15 protein-coding genes are annotated in these 15,373 nt (G+C 64.1%); 7 read left to right on the top strand and 8 right to left on the bottom strand.

Translation table 11 applies throughout. The annotated features are described in order from the left end of the window. Nucleotides 1–45 precede the first annotated feature (45 nt). From ABNP31_RS06395 to ABNP31_RS06375, 5 genes are read left to right on the top strand one after another with little or no spacing between them, the layout of a single operon-like run. On the top strand, nucleotides 46–852 hold the full coding sequence (locus tag ABNP31_RS06395) for an alkaline phosphatase family protein (RefSeq protein ID WP_025338062.1): 807 nt from the start codon (nucleotides 46–48) through the stop codon (nucleotides 850–852). Further along, nucleotides 849–1,700 (top strand): ABC transporter permease, encoded by an 852-nt coding sequence (locus ABNP31_RS06390; protein WP_046616725.1) that lies wholly within the window; start codon nucleotides 849–851, stop codon nucleotides 1,698–1,700. Before ABNP31_RS06395 ends, ABNP31_RS06390 begins: the two co-directional genes overlap by 4 nt. Continuing rightward, entirely contained in the window at nucleotides 1,690–2,484 is a 795-nt protein-coding gene (locus tag ABNP31_RS06385) for an ABC transporter permease (protein WP_013971414.1), read from the top strand. Before ABNP31_RS06390 ends, ABNP31_RS06385 begins: the two co-directional genes overlap by 11 nt. A gap of 1 nt (nucleotide 2,485) precedes the next feature. Then, on the top strand, nucleotides 2,486–3,475 hold the full coding sequence (locus tag ABNP31_RS06380) for an ABC transporter ATP-binding protein (protein ID WP_286101198.1): 990 nt from the start codon (nucleotides 2,486–2,488) through the stop codon (nucleotides 3,473–3,475). Nucleotides 3,476–3,489: 14 nt separating this feature from the next. Beyond that, nucleotides 3,490–4,143 carry an HAD family hydrolase gene (locus tag ABNP31_RS06375; RefSeq protein WP_085617654.1) on the top strand — a complete coding sequence of 218 codons (654 nt, stop codon included), beginning with the start codon at nucleotides 3,490–3,492 and terminating at the stop codon, nucleotides 4,141–4,143. 123 nt (nucleotides 4,144–4,266) lie between these two features. Here ABNP31_RS06375 and ABNP31_RS06370 read toward each other — a convergent pair whose 3' ends face one another. Further along, on the bottom strand, nucleotides 4,267–5,229 hold the full coding sequence (locus ABNP31_RS06370) for an NAD(P)H-quinone oxidoreductase (RefSeq protein WP_350013102.1): 963 nt from the start codon (nucleotides 5,227–5,229) through the stop codon (nucleotides 4,267–4,269). Between the two features lie 144 nt (nucleotides 5,230–5,373). Between ABNP31_RS06370 and ABNP31_RS06365 the strand changes: the two genes are divergently transcribed. Together ABNP31_RS06365 and ABNP31_RS06360 are read left to right on the top strand one after the other, a co-directional pair. After that, on the top strand, nucleotides 5,374–7,455 hold the full coding sequence (locus ABNP31_RS06365) for a carboxy terminal-processing peptidase (protein WP_350013101.1): 2,082 nt from the start codon (nucleotides 5,374–5,376) through the stop codon (nucleotides 7,453–7,455). Nucleotides 7,456–7,573: 118 nt separating this feature from the next. Further along, on the top strand, nucleotides 7,574–8,554 hold the full coding sequence (locus ABNP31_RS06360; protein ID WP_350013100.1) for an EAL domain-containing protein: 981 nt from the start codon (nucleotides 7,574–7,576) through the stop codon (nucleotides 8,552–8,554). A gap of 48 nt (nucleotides 8,555–8,602) precedes the next feature. Here the strand turns inward: ABNP31_RS06360 and ABNP31_RS06355 are convergent, their stop codons facing one another. From ABNP31_RS06355 to nirB, 7 genes are all read right to left on the bottom strand, one after another. Further along, a complete protein-coding gene (locus ABNP31_RS06355; protein WP_013971408.1) occupies nucleotides 8,603–8,971 on the bottom strand; it encodes a hypothetical protein in 369 nt (122 codons plus the stop codon). Continuing rightward, complete coding sequence (locus ABNP31_RS06350) at nucleotides 8,968–9,306, bottom strand: helix-turn-helix domain-containing protein (RefSeq protein WP_350013099.1); 339 nt, start codon at nucleotides 9,304–9,306, stop codon at nucleotides 8,968–8,970. Before ABNP31_RS06350 ends, ABNP31_RS06355 begins: the two co-directional genes overlap by 4 nt. Before the next feature lie 111 nt (nucleotides 9,307–9,417). Further along, a complete protein-coding gene (locus ABNP31_RS06345) occupies nucleotides 9,418–9,858 on the bottom strand; it encodes a YkvA family protein (protein ID WP_015269270.1) in 441 nt (146 codons plus the stop codon). A 293-nt stretch (nucleotides 9,859–10,151) separates the two neighbouring features. Then, nucleotides 10,152–10,916 carry an FKBP-type peptidyl-prolyl cis-trans isomerase gene (locus tag ABNP31_RS06340; protein WP_003257347.1) on the bottom strand — a complete coding sequence of 255 codons (765 nt, stop codon included), beginning with the start codon at nucleotides 10,914–10,916 and terminating at the stop codon, nucleotides 10,152–10,154. A gap of 334 nt (nucleotides 10,917–11,250) precedes the next feature. Next, entirely contained in the window at nucleotides 11,251–12,183 is a 933-nt protein-coding gene (pcaQ, locus tag ABNP31_RS06335) for a pca operon transcription factor PcaQ (RefSeq protein WP_039614581.1), read from the bottom strand. A gap of 151 nt (nucleotides 12,184–12,334) precedes the next feature. Beyond that, nucleotides 12,335–12,697, bottom strand: coding sequence for a nitrite reductase small subunit NirD (gene nirD / locus ABNP31_RS06330; protein ID WP_075044032.1), 363 nt, complete (start codon nucleotides 12,695–12,697; stop codon nucleotides 12,335–12,337). After that, nucleotides 12,697–15,246, bottom strand: coding sequence for a nitrite reductase large subunit NirB (gene nirB, locus ABNP31_RS06325; protein WP_350013098.1), 2,550 nt, complete (start codon nucleotides 15,244–15,246; stop codon nucleotides 12,697–12,699). The genes nirD and nirB overlap by 1 nt, the downstream gene beginning before the upstream one ends. Nucleotides 15,247–15,373 lie beyond the last annotated feature (127 nt).

Here is a 15,373-nt window from a genome sequence, read left to right as displayed (position 1 = left end):
GGTTTACCCGCGAAGAAGCCAACGCGGTTTATGACTGGAGCCACCATGCAACACAACGTCATCCTGGTCCTGCTCGACGGCCTCAACTACCAGGTCGCGCATCACGCCATGGGCCACCTGCACGCCTACGTCGAGGCCGACCGTGCCGCGCTGTACCGCGTGGAATGCGAACTGCCGTCGCTGTCGCGGCCGCTGTACGAGTGCATCCTCACCGGTGTACCGCCGATCGACAGCGGCATCGTGCACAACAACGTCAACCGTCTGTCCAACCAGCGCAGCGTGTTCCACTACGCCCGCGAGGCCAACCTGGGTACTGCGGCTGCGGCCTATCACTGGATGAGCGAGCTGTACAACCGCTCGCCCTTCGACCCGCAGCGCGACCGCCATACCCACGCACCGAAACTGCCGATCCAGCACGGGCTGTTCTACTGGGACGACCGTTACCCCGATTCGCACCTGCTGGCCGATGGCGAATACCTGCGCCGCCGCCACGCCCCCAACTTCCTGCTGGTGCACCCGATGAGCATCGACGATGTCGGCCATCATCACGGCCTGGACAGCAGCCAGTACCGCAACGCCGCGCGCAGCGCCGACATCCTGCTGGCCGACTACCTGCCAGGCTGGCTCGAAGAGGGCTACCAGGTACTGGTCACCGCCGACCACGGCATGAACAACGACCGCTCGCACAATGGCCTGCTGACCGAGGAGCGCGAAGTGCCACTGTTCGTCTTCGGCGATGCCTTCAGCCTCGACCCTGCGGCCAAACCGCTGCAGACCGAACTGTGCGGGACCATCTGCGAGCTGCTCGGCGCACCGCATGACAAGAGCGTCTGCCGGGAGCTGCTGAAGTGACCACACCCAAGAGCAGCAGCGCCCGTGGCCGCTACCTGGCCCTGCTCTGCCTGCTACCGTTCGCCGTGTTCTTCGTCATCTTCCAGATCGCCCCGCTGGCCTGGGTGGCGATCAACAGCCTGCAATCGGAAGCAGGTTGGGGCGTGGACAACTTCAGCAAGGTATTCGCCTCGAAGTTCTACCTGCAGGCCCTGCAACGCAGCCTGGAGATCAGCTTCTGGTCGAGCCTTTTCGGCATCGTCATCGCCACTCTCGGCGCCTATTCGCTGCGCCAGGTGGACTCGAAGCTGCGCGACTTCGTCAGCGCCTTCGCCAACATGACCAGCAACTTCGCCGGGGTGCCGCTGGCCTTCGCCTTCATCATCCTGCTCGGTTTCAACGGCGCGCTGACCCTGCTGCTGAAGCAGGTCGGCCTGCTGGAGGACTTCAGCATCTATTCCAAGAGCGGGCTGATCCTGGTGTACACCTACTTCCAGATCCCACTTGGCGTGTTGTTGCTGTACCCCGCGTTCGACGCCCTGCGTGAAGACTGGCGCGAGTCGGCCGCGCTGCTGGGCGCCAACCACTGGCAATTCTGGCGGCACATCGGCCTGCCGGTGCTGACCCCGGCACTGTTGGGCACCTTCGTCATCCTGTTGGCCAACGCGCTCGGTGCCTATGCCACCGTGTACGCGCTGACCACCGGCAACTTCAACGTACTGCCGATCCGCATCGCCGGCCTGGTGGCCGGTGACATCAGCCTCGATCCCAACCTGGCCAGCGCCCTGGCGATGGTTTTGGTGGGGCTGATGACGCTGGTCACGGTGGTGCATCAATGGCTGCTGAAAAGGAGCTACCATGCGCGCTGACGCCCGTTCCGGCGGCTGGTACCACCGCGCCGTGGTCTACCTGCTGTTCCTCATCCTGCTGCTGCCGCTGGCCGGCACCCTGCTCTACTCGCTGGCCACCAGTTGGTCGGCCAGCCTGCTGCCCAGCGGCCTGACCTTCAAGTGGTACATCGCGCTGTGGAGCGAGCCGCGATTCCTGGCTGCCTTCGGCCAGTCGCTGCTGGTGTGCGTGGGCGCGCTGCTGCTGTCGGTGGTGCTGATCCTGCCGCTGCTGTTCGTGGTGCACTACCACTTCCCCAGGCTCGACGCACTGATGAACATCCTTATCCTGCTGCCGTTCGCGGTGCCGCCGGTGGTGTCGTCGGTGGGGCTGCTGCAGCTGTATGGCAGCGGGCCCATGGCCATGGTCGGCACGCCGTGGATCCTGATCGGCTGCTACTTCACCATTGCCCTGCCGTTCATGTACCGGGCCATCACCAACAACCTGCAGGCGATCAACCTGCGCGACCTGATGGACGCCGCCCAGCTGCTGGGTGCCAGCACCTGGCAGGCGGCGCTGCTGGTAGTGCTGCCGAACCTGCGCAAGGGCCTGATGGTGGCTCTGCTGCTGTCGTTCTCGTTCCTGTTTGGCGAGTTCGTGTTCGCCAACCTGCTGGTCGGCACCCGCTACGAGACCCTCCAGGTGTACCTGAACAACATGCGCAACAGCAGCGGCCACTTCAACAGCGCGCTGGTGATCTCGTACTTCGCCTTCGTGCTGGTACTGACCTGGGTCGCCAACCGCCTGAACAAGGACAAGACCTGACATGAGCTTCGTCAGCGTACAGAAACTGCAAAAAAGCTACGCCGGCAGCCCGGTGTTCGAGAACATCGACTGCCGTATCGAACGCGGCGAGTTCGTTACCCTGCTTGGCCCGTCCGGTTGCGGCAAGTCCACGCTGCTGCGCTGCATCGCCGGGCTGACCCCGGTGGACAGCGGGCAGATCCTGCTCGACGGCCATGACATCGTGCCGCTGAGCCCGCAAAAGCGCGGTATCGGCATGGTGTTCCAGAGCTATGCGCTGTTCCCCAACATGACCGTGGAGCAGAACGTCGCCTTCGGCCTGCGCATGCAGAAGGTCAAGGCCGACGAAAGCCAGGCCCGGGTACGCGAGGCGCTGGAGCTGGTGGAGCTGGGCAACTTCGCCGGGCGCTACCCGCACCAGTTGTCCGGCGGCCAGTGCCAGCGCGTGGCCCTGGCCCGTTCGCTGGTCACCCGCCCGCGCCTGCTGCTGCTCGACGAGCCGCTGTCGGCGCTGGATGCGCGCATCCGCAAGCACCTGCGCGAGCAGATCCGCGCCATCCAGCGCGAGCTGGGGCTGACCACCATCTTCGTCACCCACGACCAGGAAGAAGCGCTGACCATGTCCGATCGCATCTTCCTGATGAACCAGGGCCGCATCGTCCAGAGCGGCGATGCCGAAACCCTCTACACCGCGCCGGTGGACCTGTTTGCCGCCGGCTTCATCGGCAACTACAACCTGCTCGACGCCGACAGCGCCAGCCGCCTGCTGCAGCGCCCGGTGGCCAGCCGCCTGGCGATCCGCCCCGAGTCGATCACCCTGGGCATCAACGGCGAACTGGACGCCGAAGTGCGCAGCCACAGCCTGCTGGGCAACGTGATCCGCTACCGGGTGCGGGTACGCGAGGTGGAACTGGTGGTCGACGTGCTCAACCGCTCACCGTCCGACCTGCACGCGGACGGGCAACGGGTAAGCTTGTCGATCGACCCCACGGCGCTACGAGAAGTGGCCTAAGGAGAATCAACACCATGGCACTGGCAATTTTCGATCTGGACGAAACCCTGATCCACGGCGACTGCGCGTCGCTGTGGAGCGAGCAGATGGCCCGGCTGGGCTGGGTCGACGGCAAGGACTTCCTGCGCCGCGACCATGAGTTGATGGAGGCCTATGGCAAGGGCCACCTGCAGATGGAGGACTACATGGCCTTCAGCCTGGAGCCGATTGCCGGGCGCACCCTGGAAGAGGTCGAGCACCTGGTGGCGCCGTGGGTCGAAGAGGTGATCGAGCCGATTATCTACGGCGACGCCTGCCGCTGCATTGCCGAGCACCGCAAGCGCGGGGATCGCATCCTGATCATTTCGGCGTCGGGTACGCACCTGGTCGGGCCGATTGCGGCGCGGCTGGGGGTGGACGAATACCTGGCGATCGAACTGGAGGCGGTGAACGGGGTTTATACCGGCAAGACCCATGGGGTGCTGACCTACCGCGAAGGGAAGATCACGCGGTTGCTGGAGTGGCTGGACCAGGAGCAGGAGAACCTGGAGGGGGCGAGTTTCTATTCCGACTCGCGGAACGATTTGCCGTTGTTGTTGAAGGTGGATCATCCGCATGTGGTGAACCCGGATGCGGTGTTGCGGGAGCATGCCGAGATCAACAAGTGGCCGATCCTGAGCTGGGCCTGAGGTAATCACATCGCCTGCACCGGCCCTTTCGCGGGTAAACCCGCTCCCACAGGGACCACACAGTTTTCAAGCCTGTGGTAATCCCTGTGGGAGCGGGTTCACCCGCGAAGGGGCCAGGCCTGCTTACACCAGGCTAGGGTCGATCACCATCACCAGCTTGCCCGACACCTGGTTGGTCTCAAGCTCGGCATACGCCGCCTGGGCAAACTCCACCGGGTAGGTATCCACCAGCTGCGGCGACAGGCGCCCTTCGGCAAACAGCGGCCAAACCTGCTGCTGCAAATCGCGCAGCAACTCGGCCTTGAAGCCGTCATCGCGGTTGCGCAGCGTGGAGCCGGTAATCTCCAGGCGCTTGCCCAGTACCTGTGCCAGGTCCAGTTCGAACTTGCGCCCGCCCATCAGGCCGATGATCACCCAGCGCCCGTCACGCGCCAGCAGCTTGAGGTTGAGCTCGCCGTAGCTGGCGCCCACCGGGTCGAGAATCACATCGAACGGGCCGAAACCTTCCAGCGCCTCCAGGTTCTCGTTGCGTACCACACCGCCGGCGGCGCCCAGCGCCTCGCAGTAGGCCAGGCGGTCCTGCGAACCGACGCTGACCCACACCGGGCTGCCGAATGCCTTGCACAGCTGGATGGCGGCCGAGCCAACGCCGCTGGCGCCAGCGTGCACCAGCACTTTCTCGCCAGCTTTAACGCCACCCAGCTGGAAGATGTTCAGCCAGGCAGTGGCATACACCTCCGGCAACGCCGCCGCCTCGTGCAGGCTCAGGCCTTCGGGCACAGGCAGCACGTGGCGGGCATCCACCACCACTTCCTCGGCCATGGCGCCGCTTGCCAGCAGCGCGCACACCCGGTCACCCACCCGCCAGTCGGCACCGGCACCCACTTCCTCGATCACCCCGGCGCACTCCAGGCCCATGTAGGGGCTGGCGCCTGGTGGTGGTGGATACAAACCTTTCATCTGCAGCAGATCGGCGCGGTTCAGCCCCGCTGCGGCCACGCGAATGCGCACTTGACCCGCGTCGCAGGCCGGGCGCTCAGCCTCGACCCAAGCCACATGTCCGTCAACGCCTTGCAATGCCTTCACAGTGCCTCCATAGTTGAATCATATGACCGAGCCTGGGAACGCCAAGTCCCCAGGCTTTTTGCAGTATGCATCCGGTTTTTTGCAACCGGTGAACAGAAAAGACGGCCTACTATGCGTGATCAATTGTCTCCACGTCGAATCAGCATGAAGCATTTCCTCCCAAGCACCGCCCTGGCGCTGATCATCGGCCTGGGCAGCCTCACGCTCGGCGGCAATGCGGCGGCCGCCAACAAGTGGGACAGCCTGCAGCCGGACCGCGACGAGATCGTCGCCAGCCTCAACGTGGTGGAATTGCTCAAGCGCCACCACTACAGCAAGCCGCCGCTGGACGACGCCCGTTCGGTCATCATCTATGACAGCTACATCAAGCTGCTGGACCCGGCGCGCAGCTACTTCACCGCTGCCGACATCGCCGAATTCGACAAATGGAAAACGCAATTCGACGATTTCCTCAAGAGCGGTAACCTGGACCCGGGCTTCACCATCTACAAACGCTACCTGGACCGCGTCAAGCAACGCCTGGACTTCGCCCTGGCCGAGCTGAACAAGGGCGTGGACAAGATCGACTTCAACGCCAAGGAAACCTTGCTGATCGACCGCAAGGACGCCCCATGGATGAAGGACCAGGCCGAGCTCGACGATTTGTGGCGCAAACGCGTCAAGGACGAAGTGCTGCGCCAGAAGATCGCCGGCAAGGAACCCAAGCAAATCCAGGAAACCCTGACCAAGCGCTACAAGAACCAGCTGTCGCGCCTGGACCAGACCCGTGCCGAGGACATCTTCCAGGCCTACATCAATACCTTCGCCCAGTCCTACGACCCGCACACCAACTACCTGTCGCCGGACAACGCGGAAAACTTCGACATCAACATGAGCCTGTCGCTGGAAGGTATCGGCGCAGTGCTGCAAAGCGACAACGACCAGGTCAAGATCGTGCGCCTGGTGCCGGCTGGCCCGGCGGCCAAGACCAAGCAGGTGGCACCGGCCGACAAGATCATCGGCGTGGCCCAGGGCAACAAGGAAATGGTCGACGTGGTCGGCTGGCGCCTGGACGAAGTGGTCAAGCTGATCCGCGGCCCGAAAGGCTCGGTGGTGCGCCTGGAGATCATCCCGGCGAGCAACGCGCCTAGCGACCAGACCAGCAAGATCGTGTCGATCACCCGCGAGGCGGTGAAGCTCGAAGAGCAGGCAGCGAAGAAGTCGGTGCTCAAGCTCAAGCAGGACGGGCGTGACTACAAGCTGGGCATCATCGAGATCCCGGCCTTCTACCTCGACTTCAAGGCCTACCGCGCCGGTGACCCGGAGTACAAGAGCACCACGCGGGACGTGAAGAAGCTGCTCACCGAACTGCAGAAAGAAAAAGTCGACGGCGTGGTCATCGACCTGCGCAACAACGGCGGCGGCTCGCTGCAGGAAGCCACCGAGCTGACCAGCCTGTTCATCGAGAAAGGCCCGACCGTGCTGGTGCGCAACAGCGACGGCCGTGTCGACGTGCTGGAAGACGAAAACCCCGGTGCCTTCTACAAGGGCCCGCTGGCGCTACTGGTCAACCGCCTGTCGGCCTCGGCTTCGGAGATTTTCGCCGGTGCCATGCAGGACTACCACCGTGCGCTGATCATCGGTGGCCAGACCTTCGGCAAGGGCACCGTGCAGACCATCCAGCCACTCAACCATGGCGAGCTGAAGCTGACCCTGGCCAAGTTCTACCGGGTTTCCGGGCAGAGCACCCAGCACCAGGGCGTGCTGCCGGACATCGACTACCCGTCGATCATCGACACCAAGGAAATCGGCGAGAGCGCCCTGCCCGAGGCCATGCCATGGGACACCATTCGCCCGGTGGTCAAGCCGGCGGCCGACCCGTTCAAGCCGTTCCTGGCCCAACTCAAGGCGCAGCATGAAGCGCGCAGCGACAAGGACGCGGAGTTCACCTACATCCGCGACCGCCTGGCCCTGACCCAGAAGCTGATGAACGAGAAGACCGTCAGCCTCAACGAGCAGGACCGCCGTGCACGCCACGACGAAATCGAGGCCAAGCAGCTGGCGCTGGAGAACATCCGCCGCAAGGCCAAGGGTGAAGAGCCGCTGAAGGAGCTGAAGAAAGAGGACGAGGACGCGCTGCCGACCGAGGATGAAAACACCAAGCCGGAAGACGATGCCTATCTGTCGGAAACTGGTCGCATCCTGATCGACTACCTGAGTGCGAGCACCAAGGTGGCCAAGAAGTAAGGCACTGCGGCAATGATGGCAAATTAGCTTCACTTGTCATCAAACAGTCATCGCGCTGTCGTGAAATAGAGGGGCCGGGCGTGGAAACGCCCGGCCCTTTCATTTTCAGGAATACGTCATGACCGTCGCCGAACAGCTCAGTGCCTTGAGTGCCATCCTGGCTCAACGCAGCATCCACAGTCTGTTCCAGCCGATCATGTGCCTGAGCGAGCAACGGGTTTTCGGCCATGAAGCATTGAGCCGAGGGCCGTCCAACAGCCCGCTGCACGCACCACTGAACCTGTTTACCATCGCCCGCCAGGCCGGCCGCCTGACCGAGCTGGAGGCTGCCTGCCGGGAAAGCGCCTGCCGGCGTTTCAGCGAACAGCAGCTGCAGGGCAAGCTGTTTCTCAACATCTCGCCGGAATCGCTGCTGGAGCCGCACTACCCCTCCGGGCAGACCCTGAAACTGCTCGAACAGGTTGGCCTGCCGCCCAGCCGGGTGGTGATCGAGCTGACCGAACATACCCCGACCGACGACTTCCAGCTGCTGTCCAATGCCCTGCACCACTACCGGGACATGGGCTTCTCGATTGCCATCGACGATCTGGGGGCGGGTTATTCGAGCCTGCGCCTGTGGTCGGAGCTGCGCCCCGAATACGTGAAGATCGACCGCCATTTCATCGACGGCATCCACCGCGACCCGCTCAAGCGTGAATTCGTCGGTTCGATATTGCAGATTGCCCGGGCGTCGAAGGCGCAGGTAATTGCCGAAGGCATCGAGCTGGCGGAAGAGCTGGCGGTGCTGGTGGAGATGGGCGTGGACTTGGTGCAGGGCTACCTGCTGGGGCGGCCGCAGGAGCTGGGGGTGCGCGAAAGCCGGCCGCTACCAGCGCTGATGAACGTTCCGCAGGCCGGACAGCCGACGGTGCGGCTCAATGCGACGATTGGGCAGTTGCTGGAGTTGTTTGGCCGGCACCGGCACCTGGAGTCATTGGCGGTGGTAGATGCCGATGGCAGGGCTTGTGGGCTGATCCACAGAGATGCTTTGCCTGTTCCGGCCTCTTCGCGGGTAAACCCGCTCCCACAGGTACAACACAAGACTCAAGACCTGTGGTGAACCTGTGGGAGCGGGCGTGCCCGCGAAGAGGCCGGAACAGGTAACGCTTCAGGCCGTTTCGGGGTAGCTGTACTCGAACACCCTGACCACCTCGGAGGCATGCCATGAGGCCGCTTCCATGCCGTCGACCGGCCCGGAAAATCGGCCCAACCGTTCAACGCACTCAAAAAAACCGGTACGCGGCAAACGGCTGGCACCCTGGCTGATCACCAGCGAGCTGCGTAATGGCTGCTCGGCGCGGGCATCCAGCACCGCCAGGTACTCCAGCGCGGCTGTCAGCGTCTGCATGGCCGGGCTGGGCAACTGCAAGCGCTCGATGAGCGCTCGATACGTCAGCAAGTGACGTTGACGACGGGCCAGGTCAAGCTCGCCCAGCAGGTTATCCCAGTGCTGACGGCTGATCCTGACCTGGCTCATGATGGCTCGCTCCAGCCAGCCACCCCCAGATGCCAGGCCAGGGCTCGGCGGATGGCAGCATCCGGCTGGCGTTCGCCCGATTCGATCATGGCCAGGTAAGCCGGGCTTACCCCGACATTGCGCGCCAGTTGCTCAGGGGCAATGCCCTTGGCCTGGCGAATCTGTGCCACTTCGCTGAAGGCCGGCAATGGCGCACTGGCTGCATCGCCCTGCGCTTCACTGGCAAGCACCTCGGCAGGTGCCTGCCCTGCGGCCTTGAGCAGTGCCTGGTACTGTTCCCAGGGAACGACGACGTACTCGGGTTGACCGTCCCGGCTGATGACCTGAATACCCATTACAAACCCCTTTAAAAAGGATTACAGCATGTAATCCGTAGGCATAACCCTTATGCCAATTATATTACCAACTCTGGGGTCTGTGCAGTTGCGCTGCGGTTGCGGCCAGTTTCACTGCGTGTTGCGTTCCAACCGCAGCGCTTCGGGGGTGGCCGGCAGGCGCTCGACCACGCGCAGCCGCTCGGGCGCCTGGCTGTCGCGCCAGGCCTTGAAGCGCGCCAGTTCGTCGGCCACGGTCTTCAGCACCCAACCCAGTACCGCGATGTCGTCTAGAAAACCCACGCCCAGCAGCCAGTCGGGGATTGCGTCGATGGGGCTGACGAAATACAGCAGCCCGGCGACGATGGTGACCAGCGCCTTGGGGCTGATGGCGCGGTACTCGCCGCGCCACCAGGCCAGGCACAGCGACTGCAGCAGCTTCACGTCTTCGCGCAACTGGCCGATGCGCGGGCCTTTGCGGGCTACCGCAAACAGCAAGGCCGGCAACCGGCCACGGCTGAGCAGGCGCTCGGCCAAGGGCAGGAAACGGGCGAAATTCCAGGGTGCGCTCATGGAGCCTCCAAGAGGAAAAGGTTATCCACATTTATTGTGGATAACCTTGTGAACAGGGCGACGTTTCCGACCCCAGGAGCCTGCCAGGCAAGGGCCCCGGTCAGATCGGGCGTTTTTTACACAGTCGTTTCACACCTTGGGTGCGTACGCCGCAAACGGTTTGCGTCAGAAGCATTCTGCTTCTTCACGCTGCATTTCCTCGGACAGTATCAGCAGTTGCAGGTTCGTCCAACTACCCGGCACAAACGAAAACGCCCCGTCAGGACGGGGCGTTTTGCGTGGGCCAGCCAATGTTACTTGGCAGGCGCTTCGGCCGGGGCCTCGGCAGGAGCTTCCGCTTCCGGCTCGGCACCTTGCAGCTGGGCCGGATCCTTGATGGCGATCAGTTCCAGGTCGAATACCAGTACCGAGTTGGCCGGGATCAGCGGGCTTGGGCTCTGCGCACCGTAGGCCAGTTCAGCCGGGATGAACAGCTTGTACTTCTCGCCGACGTGCATCAGCTGCAGGCCTTCGACCCAACCCGGGATCACGCCGCTGACCGGCAGGTCGATCGGGCTGCCGCGCTCGACGGAGCTGTCGAACACCTTGCCATCGATCAGCTTGCCTTCGTAGTGGACGGTGACCACGTCGGTCGCCTTGGGCTGCGGGCCGTCGGCCTTCTTGACCACTTCGTACTGCAGGCCCGAAGCAGTGGTGACCACGCCTGGCTTCTTGGCGTTTTCCTCGAGGAACTTCTTGCCGGCGGAGGCGGCTTCTTCGCTGGCCTTGGCCAGGCGCTCTTCGGCACGCTTCTGCAGCGCGGTGAAGGCCTCTACCAGCTCTTCGTCCTTGATGCGCTGTTCCTTCTTGCCAACGGCGTCTTCGATGCCGAGGGCGACTGCTTTCGAATCAAGGTCTTCCATGCCTTCCTGAGCCAGGCTCTTGCCCATGTTCAGGCCGATACCGTAGGAGGCTTTCTGTGCCGGAGTCTTCAGCTCGGGGCTGCTGGTCTGTTGATCACAGCCAGCCAGTACCAGGCCTACCAGGGCAACCGCAGCCGCCAAACGATGCTGTTTCATGCTATTTCCTTGTTCATGCGCCAAAAGGGCAATCAGGGTAAAGCCGCGAGCTTAGCAGGCGGCCATGACCAATGGCTACCGGCATAGGAGCGGGTTTTGGTAAGGAAGTTCAGTAGTTAAACGCTTATTCATCAAAGGATGTGCAGCCACTGGCCAGTATTGACCGGTTGCGGCGCCTTTGCCCGGTTTTGCGGGGGATTTATTTAGCTGAATGCTGAGAAGCCTGCACTGGCCCTATCGCCGGCAAGCCAGCTCCCACAGGTTGACCACAGGCCACGAAGCAGGTGCTATCCCTGTGGGAGCTGGCTTGCCGGCGAAAGGGCCAAACCTGCGTTCAGGGGTAGCTGCCCTCTCGGTACTGCCCCGCTACCTCGCGCAACACCTCGCATACCCACTGCCCAGGCAGGCTCTGCGGCAAGGCAGCATTGCGACAGATGCCGACCGAGCCGCCCGGCTCGCGCACACCCAGGTCGAGCTCGACCAGCTCGCCCCGGCGCAGGTCGAGCAGCACCGCATCGCGCGGCGCCACCCACACTGCATCGCTGCCCAGAAGGTAGCGCCGGCTCAGCGCCAGCGACAGGGTTTCCAGGCGCTGGGCGGGCATCTGGATGCCGCATTGCACGAACAGGCTATCGGCATGCTGGCGGATGGTGGTGCCGGCTGGCGGCAGCACCAGCGGGTAATGCCCAACCTCCCCCCGCTCTACTGGCTTGCTGGCCAGCAGCGGGTGGCCGGGCCGCACCACCAGGCTCATCGACTCGCTGTACAGGTGCTCGAACGACAAGCCCTGGATCTGCGGGCTGTCGGTCATGCGCCCGACCACCAGTTCCAGTTCGCCCAGGCGCAACTGGCCGAGCAGCTGCGCGCTGACCCCTGTGACCACACTGATCACCAGCGCCTCATGGCGCTGGTGCAGGCGGCACAGCACTTCGGGCATGAGCAGGCCTTCGACCGTGGACAACACACCGATGCGCACTTGCGACGGCGCCCGCGCTTCGCCACGCAGGCTGCTGACGCCATCGCGCAGGGCCTGCACGCTGGGCCCGGCATAGCGCATGAAACGCGTACCGGCCGGGGTCAGCTCGACGCCCTGGCGGCTGCGCGCGAACAGGCGCGTTTCCAGCAGGTCTTCGAGTTCCTTGAGGGTCTTGGAGATGGCTGGCTGGCTGATTGCCAGGATGTCGGCAGCCCTGGCCAGGCTGCCCTGCCGGGCAATCTCCAGGAAGCACAGCAGGTGTCGGTACTTGATGCGGGTGTCGAGGTTCATGGGCTCAAGCTTACCGCATGCAAATAACCTGTACCGGCCCTTTCGCGGGTGAACCCGCTCCCACAGGGATCTCCACAGTTCTCCAGACCTGTGCAGTACCTGTGGGAGCGGGTTCACCCGCGAAAGGGCCGGTGCAGGCAACTGATGAGCATCAGGCCACAGCCAACTCCACCGCCTCCCCGTTCAACCGCACCGGCCACACCCGCAGGCGCTGCCCGCCATCTTCCAGGCACTCTCCGCTCTCCAGGCTGAAGTGCTGCTTGTACAACGGCGCGGCCACCACCAGCTCGCCCTGCACACTGCCAACCAGCCCGCGGCCGATGATGTTGGCGCCGGACCGCGGGTCGCGGTTGTCCACCGCGTACAGCGGCTGCGCCTGCCCCGGCAGGTAGAACAGCGCGACCTGGGCCCCGTCGAGCCAGACCACCACCCCGGAATCGGCCACCAGGTCATCCGCCTGGCACACCGCCTGCCAGTTCTCGTGGGTTTTCACAGCAGCATTGGACAGGTTCATCAGACAGCCTCCTCGACGGTTGGGATCAGGTGCAGTGGCGCAGCAGGCCGGCGCTGTTCGCGTTCGCGCACGAAGTGCACGTCCGGGTCGGCGCGGCGGTCGTTGACGAAAGTACGGAAGCGCTTGAGCTTCTCGGGGTCGTTGAGGGCGTTGGCCCATTCGCATTCATACTGGTCGACCACATGCTGCATCTGCGCCTCCAGCTCGCTGGCCAGGCCCAGGCTGTCGTCGATGATCACCTGCTTCAGGTAGTCCAGCCCACCTTCCAGGTTCTCGCGCCACACCGAGGTGCGCTGCAGTTTGTCGGCGGTGCGGATGTAGAACATCAGCACGCGGTCGATCAGGCGCACCAGGGTTTCGTCGTCGAGGTCGGTGGCAAACAGTTCGGCATGCCGCGGGCGCATGCCGCCATTGCCGCACACGTACAGGTTCCAGCCCTTGTCGGTGGCGATCACGCCGATGTCCTTGCTCTGTGCCTCGGCGCATTCGCGAGTGCAGCCGGAAACCGCGAACTTGAGCTTGTGCGGGCTGCGCAGGCCTTTGTAGCGGTCTTCCAGGCGCAGGGCCATGCCGACGCTGTCCTGCACGCCGTAACGGCACCAGGTGCTGCCGACGCACGATTTCACCGTGCGGGTCGACTTGCCGTAGGCATGGCCGGTTTCGAAGCCGGCCTCGATCAGCTCGCCCCAGATCAGCGGCAGCTCGTGCAACTGGGCGCCGAACAGGTCGATGCGCTGGCCGCCGGTGATCTTGGTGTACAGGTCGTACTTTTTCGCCACCTGGCCGATCACGATGAGCTTGTCGGGGGTGATCTCACCACCGGGGATGCGCGGCACCACCGAGTACGTGCCGTTCTTCTGCATGTTGGCCATGAAGGTGTCGTTGGTGTCCTGCAGCGGCACCAGCGCCGGGTCCATGATCGGCTGGTTCCAGCACGAGGCGAGGATACTGCCCACCGCCGGCTTGCAGATGTCGCAGCCAACGTGGCCCTTGCCGTGGCGTTCGAGCAGTTCGTTGAAGGTGCGGATACCCTCTACCCGCACCAGCCCGTACAGCTCCTGACGGGTGTAGGCGAAGTGCTCGCACAGGCTCTTGTCCACCGCCACGCCACGGGCGGTCAGCTCGTGCTCGAACACCTGCTTGAGCAGTGCCGCGCAACCACCACAACCGGTGGCGGCCTTGGTGCAGCCCTTGACTGCGGCAAGGTCGCCGCAGCCACTGTCGATGGCGGCGCAGACCGCGCCCTTGCTGACGTTGTGGCACGAGCAGATGGTCGCGCTGTCGGGCAGCGCATCAGCACCCAGGGCCGGTGCGCCGCCTTGCGGCAGGATCAGTGCCGCGGGGTCGGCTGGCAGGGCGATGCCGTTCTGGGCGTACTGCAGCAGGGTGTCGTAGTAGCTGTTGTCGCCCACCAGCACCGCACCGAGCACATGCTTGCCGCTGGCATCCACCACCAGCCGGCGGTAGGCGCTGTTGGCTTCGTCGATGAAGCGGTAGCTGCGTGCGCCCGGGGTGGCGCCATGGGCATCGCCGATGGAGCCGACATCCACGCCCAGCAACTTGAGCTTGGTCGACATGTCGGCACCGGTGAATTCGCCAGCGGCTTCACCCATCAGCAATGCCGCCAGGTTGCGCGCCATGCTGTAGCCCGGGGCGACCAGGCCGAACACGCTGCCGTTCCACGAGGCGCACTCGCCGATGGCAAAGATGCGTGGGTCGCTGCTGCGGCAGTGGTTGTCGATGACCACGCCGCCACGCGCGGCGATGTCCAGGCCACAGGCACGGCCCAGGGCATCCTGCGGGCGGATACCCGCGGAGAACACGATCAGGTCGGTTTCCAGGTGCTCGCCGCCATCGAAGTTCATGCGGTAGCGGTAGTCTTCACCCGCACTGATCGACTGGGTGGCGCGCGACAGATGCACGCCAACGCCCAGCGCTTCGATCTGTGCCTTGAGCGCGGCACCGCCCTCGCCGTCCAGCTGCACCGGCATCAGCCGTGGGGCGAATTCCACCACGTGGGCTTCCAGGCCCAGCGACTTGAGGGCGTTGGCTGCTTCCAGGCCAAGCAGGCCACCACCCACTACCACGCCACGGCGGGCACTGGCTGCGGCAGCGCGGATGCCGTCGAGGTCGTCGAGGGTGCGGTAGACCAGGCGGGCATTGCCGCTGGAACCTTCGATCGGCGGCACGAACGGGTAGGAACCTGTGGCCAGCACCAAGTGATCGTAGCCGTAGCGGCCCTCGGCGGTGACCACTTCGCCGCGCTCACGGTCGATTTCCAGCACCGCTTCGCCGAGGTGCAGGTGCACACCGTTGGTACCGTAGAAGTCCTGCTCGCACAGGGCCAGGGTTTCGGCACAGCTGCCGCCGAAGTACTCGGACAGGTGCACGCGGTCGTAGGCGCGTTGGCGCTCTTCGCCGAACACATGCACTTCGAAGCGCTGCAGGGCGCCGCGGCTGACCAGTTGTTCGACGCAATGGTGGCCGACCATGCCGTTGCCGACGATGACCAGTCGCTCTCGTTGCCCGCTGCTCGCTGTTGCCTTCATAAGCCGATCCTCGATCAAAAAAAAAAGCGCCTGGAGCCGAAGCTCCAGGCGCCTTTGCCTGTATTCATCACGGTAGGGGGCCCGGGTTGATCGCCGTTGATCATTGGGCTTTGTTGTAACCAGGGTA

It is taken from the genome of Pseudomonas asiatica (assembly GCF_040214835.1).
GTDB lineage: Bacteria > Pseudomonadota > Gammaproteobacteria > Pseudomonadales > Pseudomonadaceae > Aquipseudomonas > Aquipseudomonas putida_Z.
This window is presented reverse-complemented; position numbering and strand designations above follow the sequence as displayed.

Bases quoted from the DNA above. Each gene is read 5' to 3' on its own strand.
- ABNP31_RS06395 (WP_025338062.1), top strand. From the start codon at position 46: ATGCAACACAACGTCATCCTGGTCCTGCTCGACGGCCTCAACTACCAG.
- ABNP31_RS06385 (WP_013971414.1), top strand. From the start codon at position 1,690: ATGCGCGCTGACGCCCGTTCCGGCGGCTGGTACCACCGCGCCGTGGTC.
- ABNP31_RS06380 (WP_286101198.1), top strand. From the start codon at position 2,486: ATGAGCTTCGTCAGCGTACAGAAACTGCAAAAAAGCTACGCCGGCAGC.
- ABNP31_RS06375 (WP_085617654.1), top strand. From the start codon at position 3,490: ATGGCACTGGCAATTTTCGATCTGGACGAAACCCTGATCCACGGCGAC.
- ABNP31_RS06365 (WP_350013101.1), top strand. From the start codon at position 5,374: ATGAAGCATTTCCTCCCAAGCACCGCCCTGGCGCTGATCATCGGCCTG.
- ABNP31_RS06360 (WP_350013100.1), top strand. From the start codon at position 7,574: ATGACCGTCGCCGAACAGCTCAGTGCCTTGAGTGCCATCCTGGCTCAA.
- ABNP31_RS06355 (WP_013971408.1), bottom strand. From the start codon at position 8,971: ATGAGCCAGGTCAGGATCAGCCGTCAGCACTGGGATAACCTGCTGGGC.
- ABNP31_RS06350 (WP_350013099.1), bottom strand. From the start codon at position 9,306: ATGGGTATTCAGGTCATCAGCCGGGACGGTCAACCCGAGTACGTCGTC.
- ABNP31_RS06345 (WP_015269270.1), bottom strand. From the start codon at position 9,858: ATGAGCGCACCCTGGAATTTCGCCCGTTTCCTGCCCTTGGCCGAGCGC.
- ABNP31_RS06340 (WP_003257347.1), bottom strand. From the start codon at position 10,916: ATGAAACAGCATCGTTTGGCGGCTGCGGTTGCCCTGGTAGGCCTGGTA.
- pcaQ (WP_039614581.1), bottom strand. From the start codon at position 12,183: ATGAACCTCGACACCCGCATCAAGTACCGACACCTGCTGTGCTTCCTG.
- nirD (WP_075044032.1), bottom strand. From the start codon at position 12,697: ATGAACCTGTCCAATGCTGCTGTGAAAACCCACGAGAACTGGCAGGCG.
- nirB (WP_350013098.1), bottom strand. From the start codon at position 15,246: ATGAAGGCAACAGCGAGCAGCGGGCAACGAGAGCGACTGGTCATCGTC.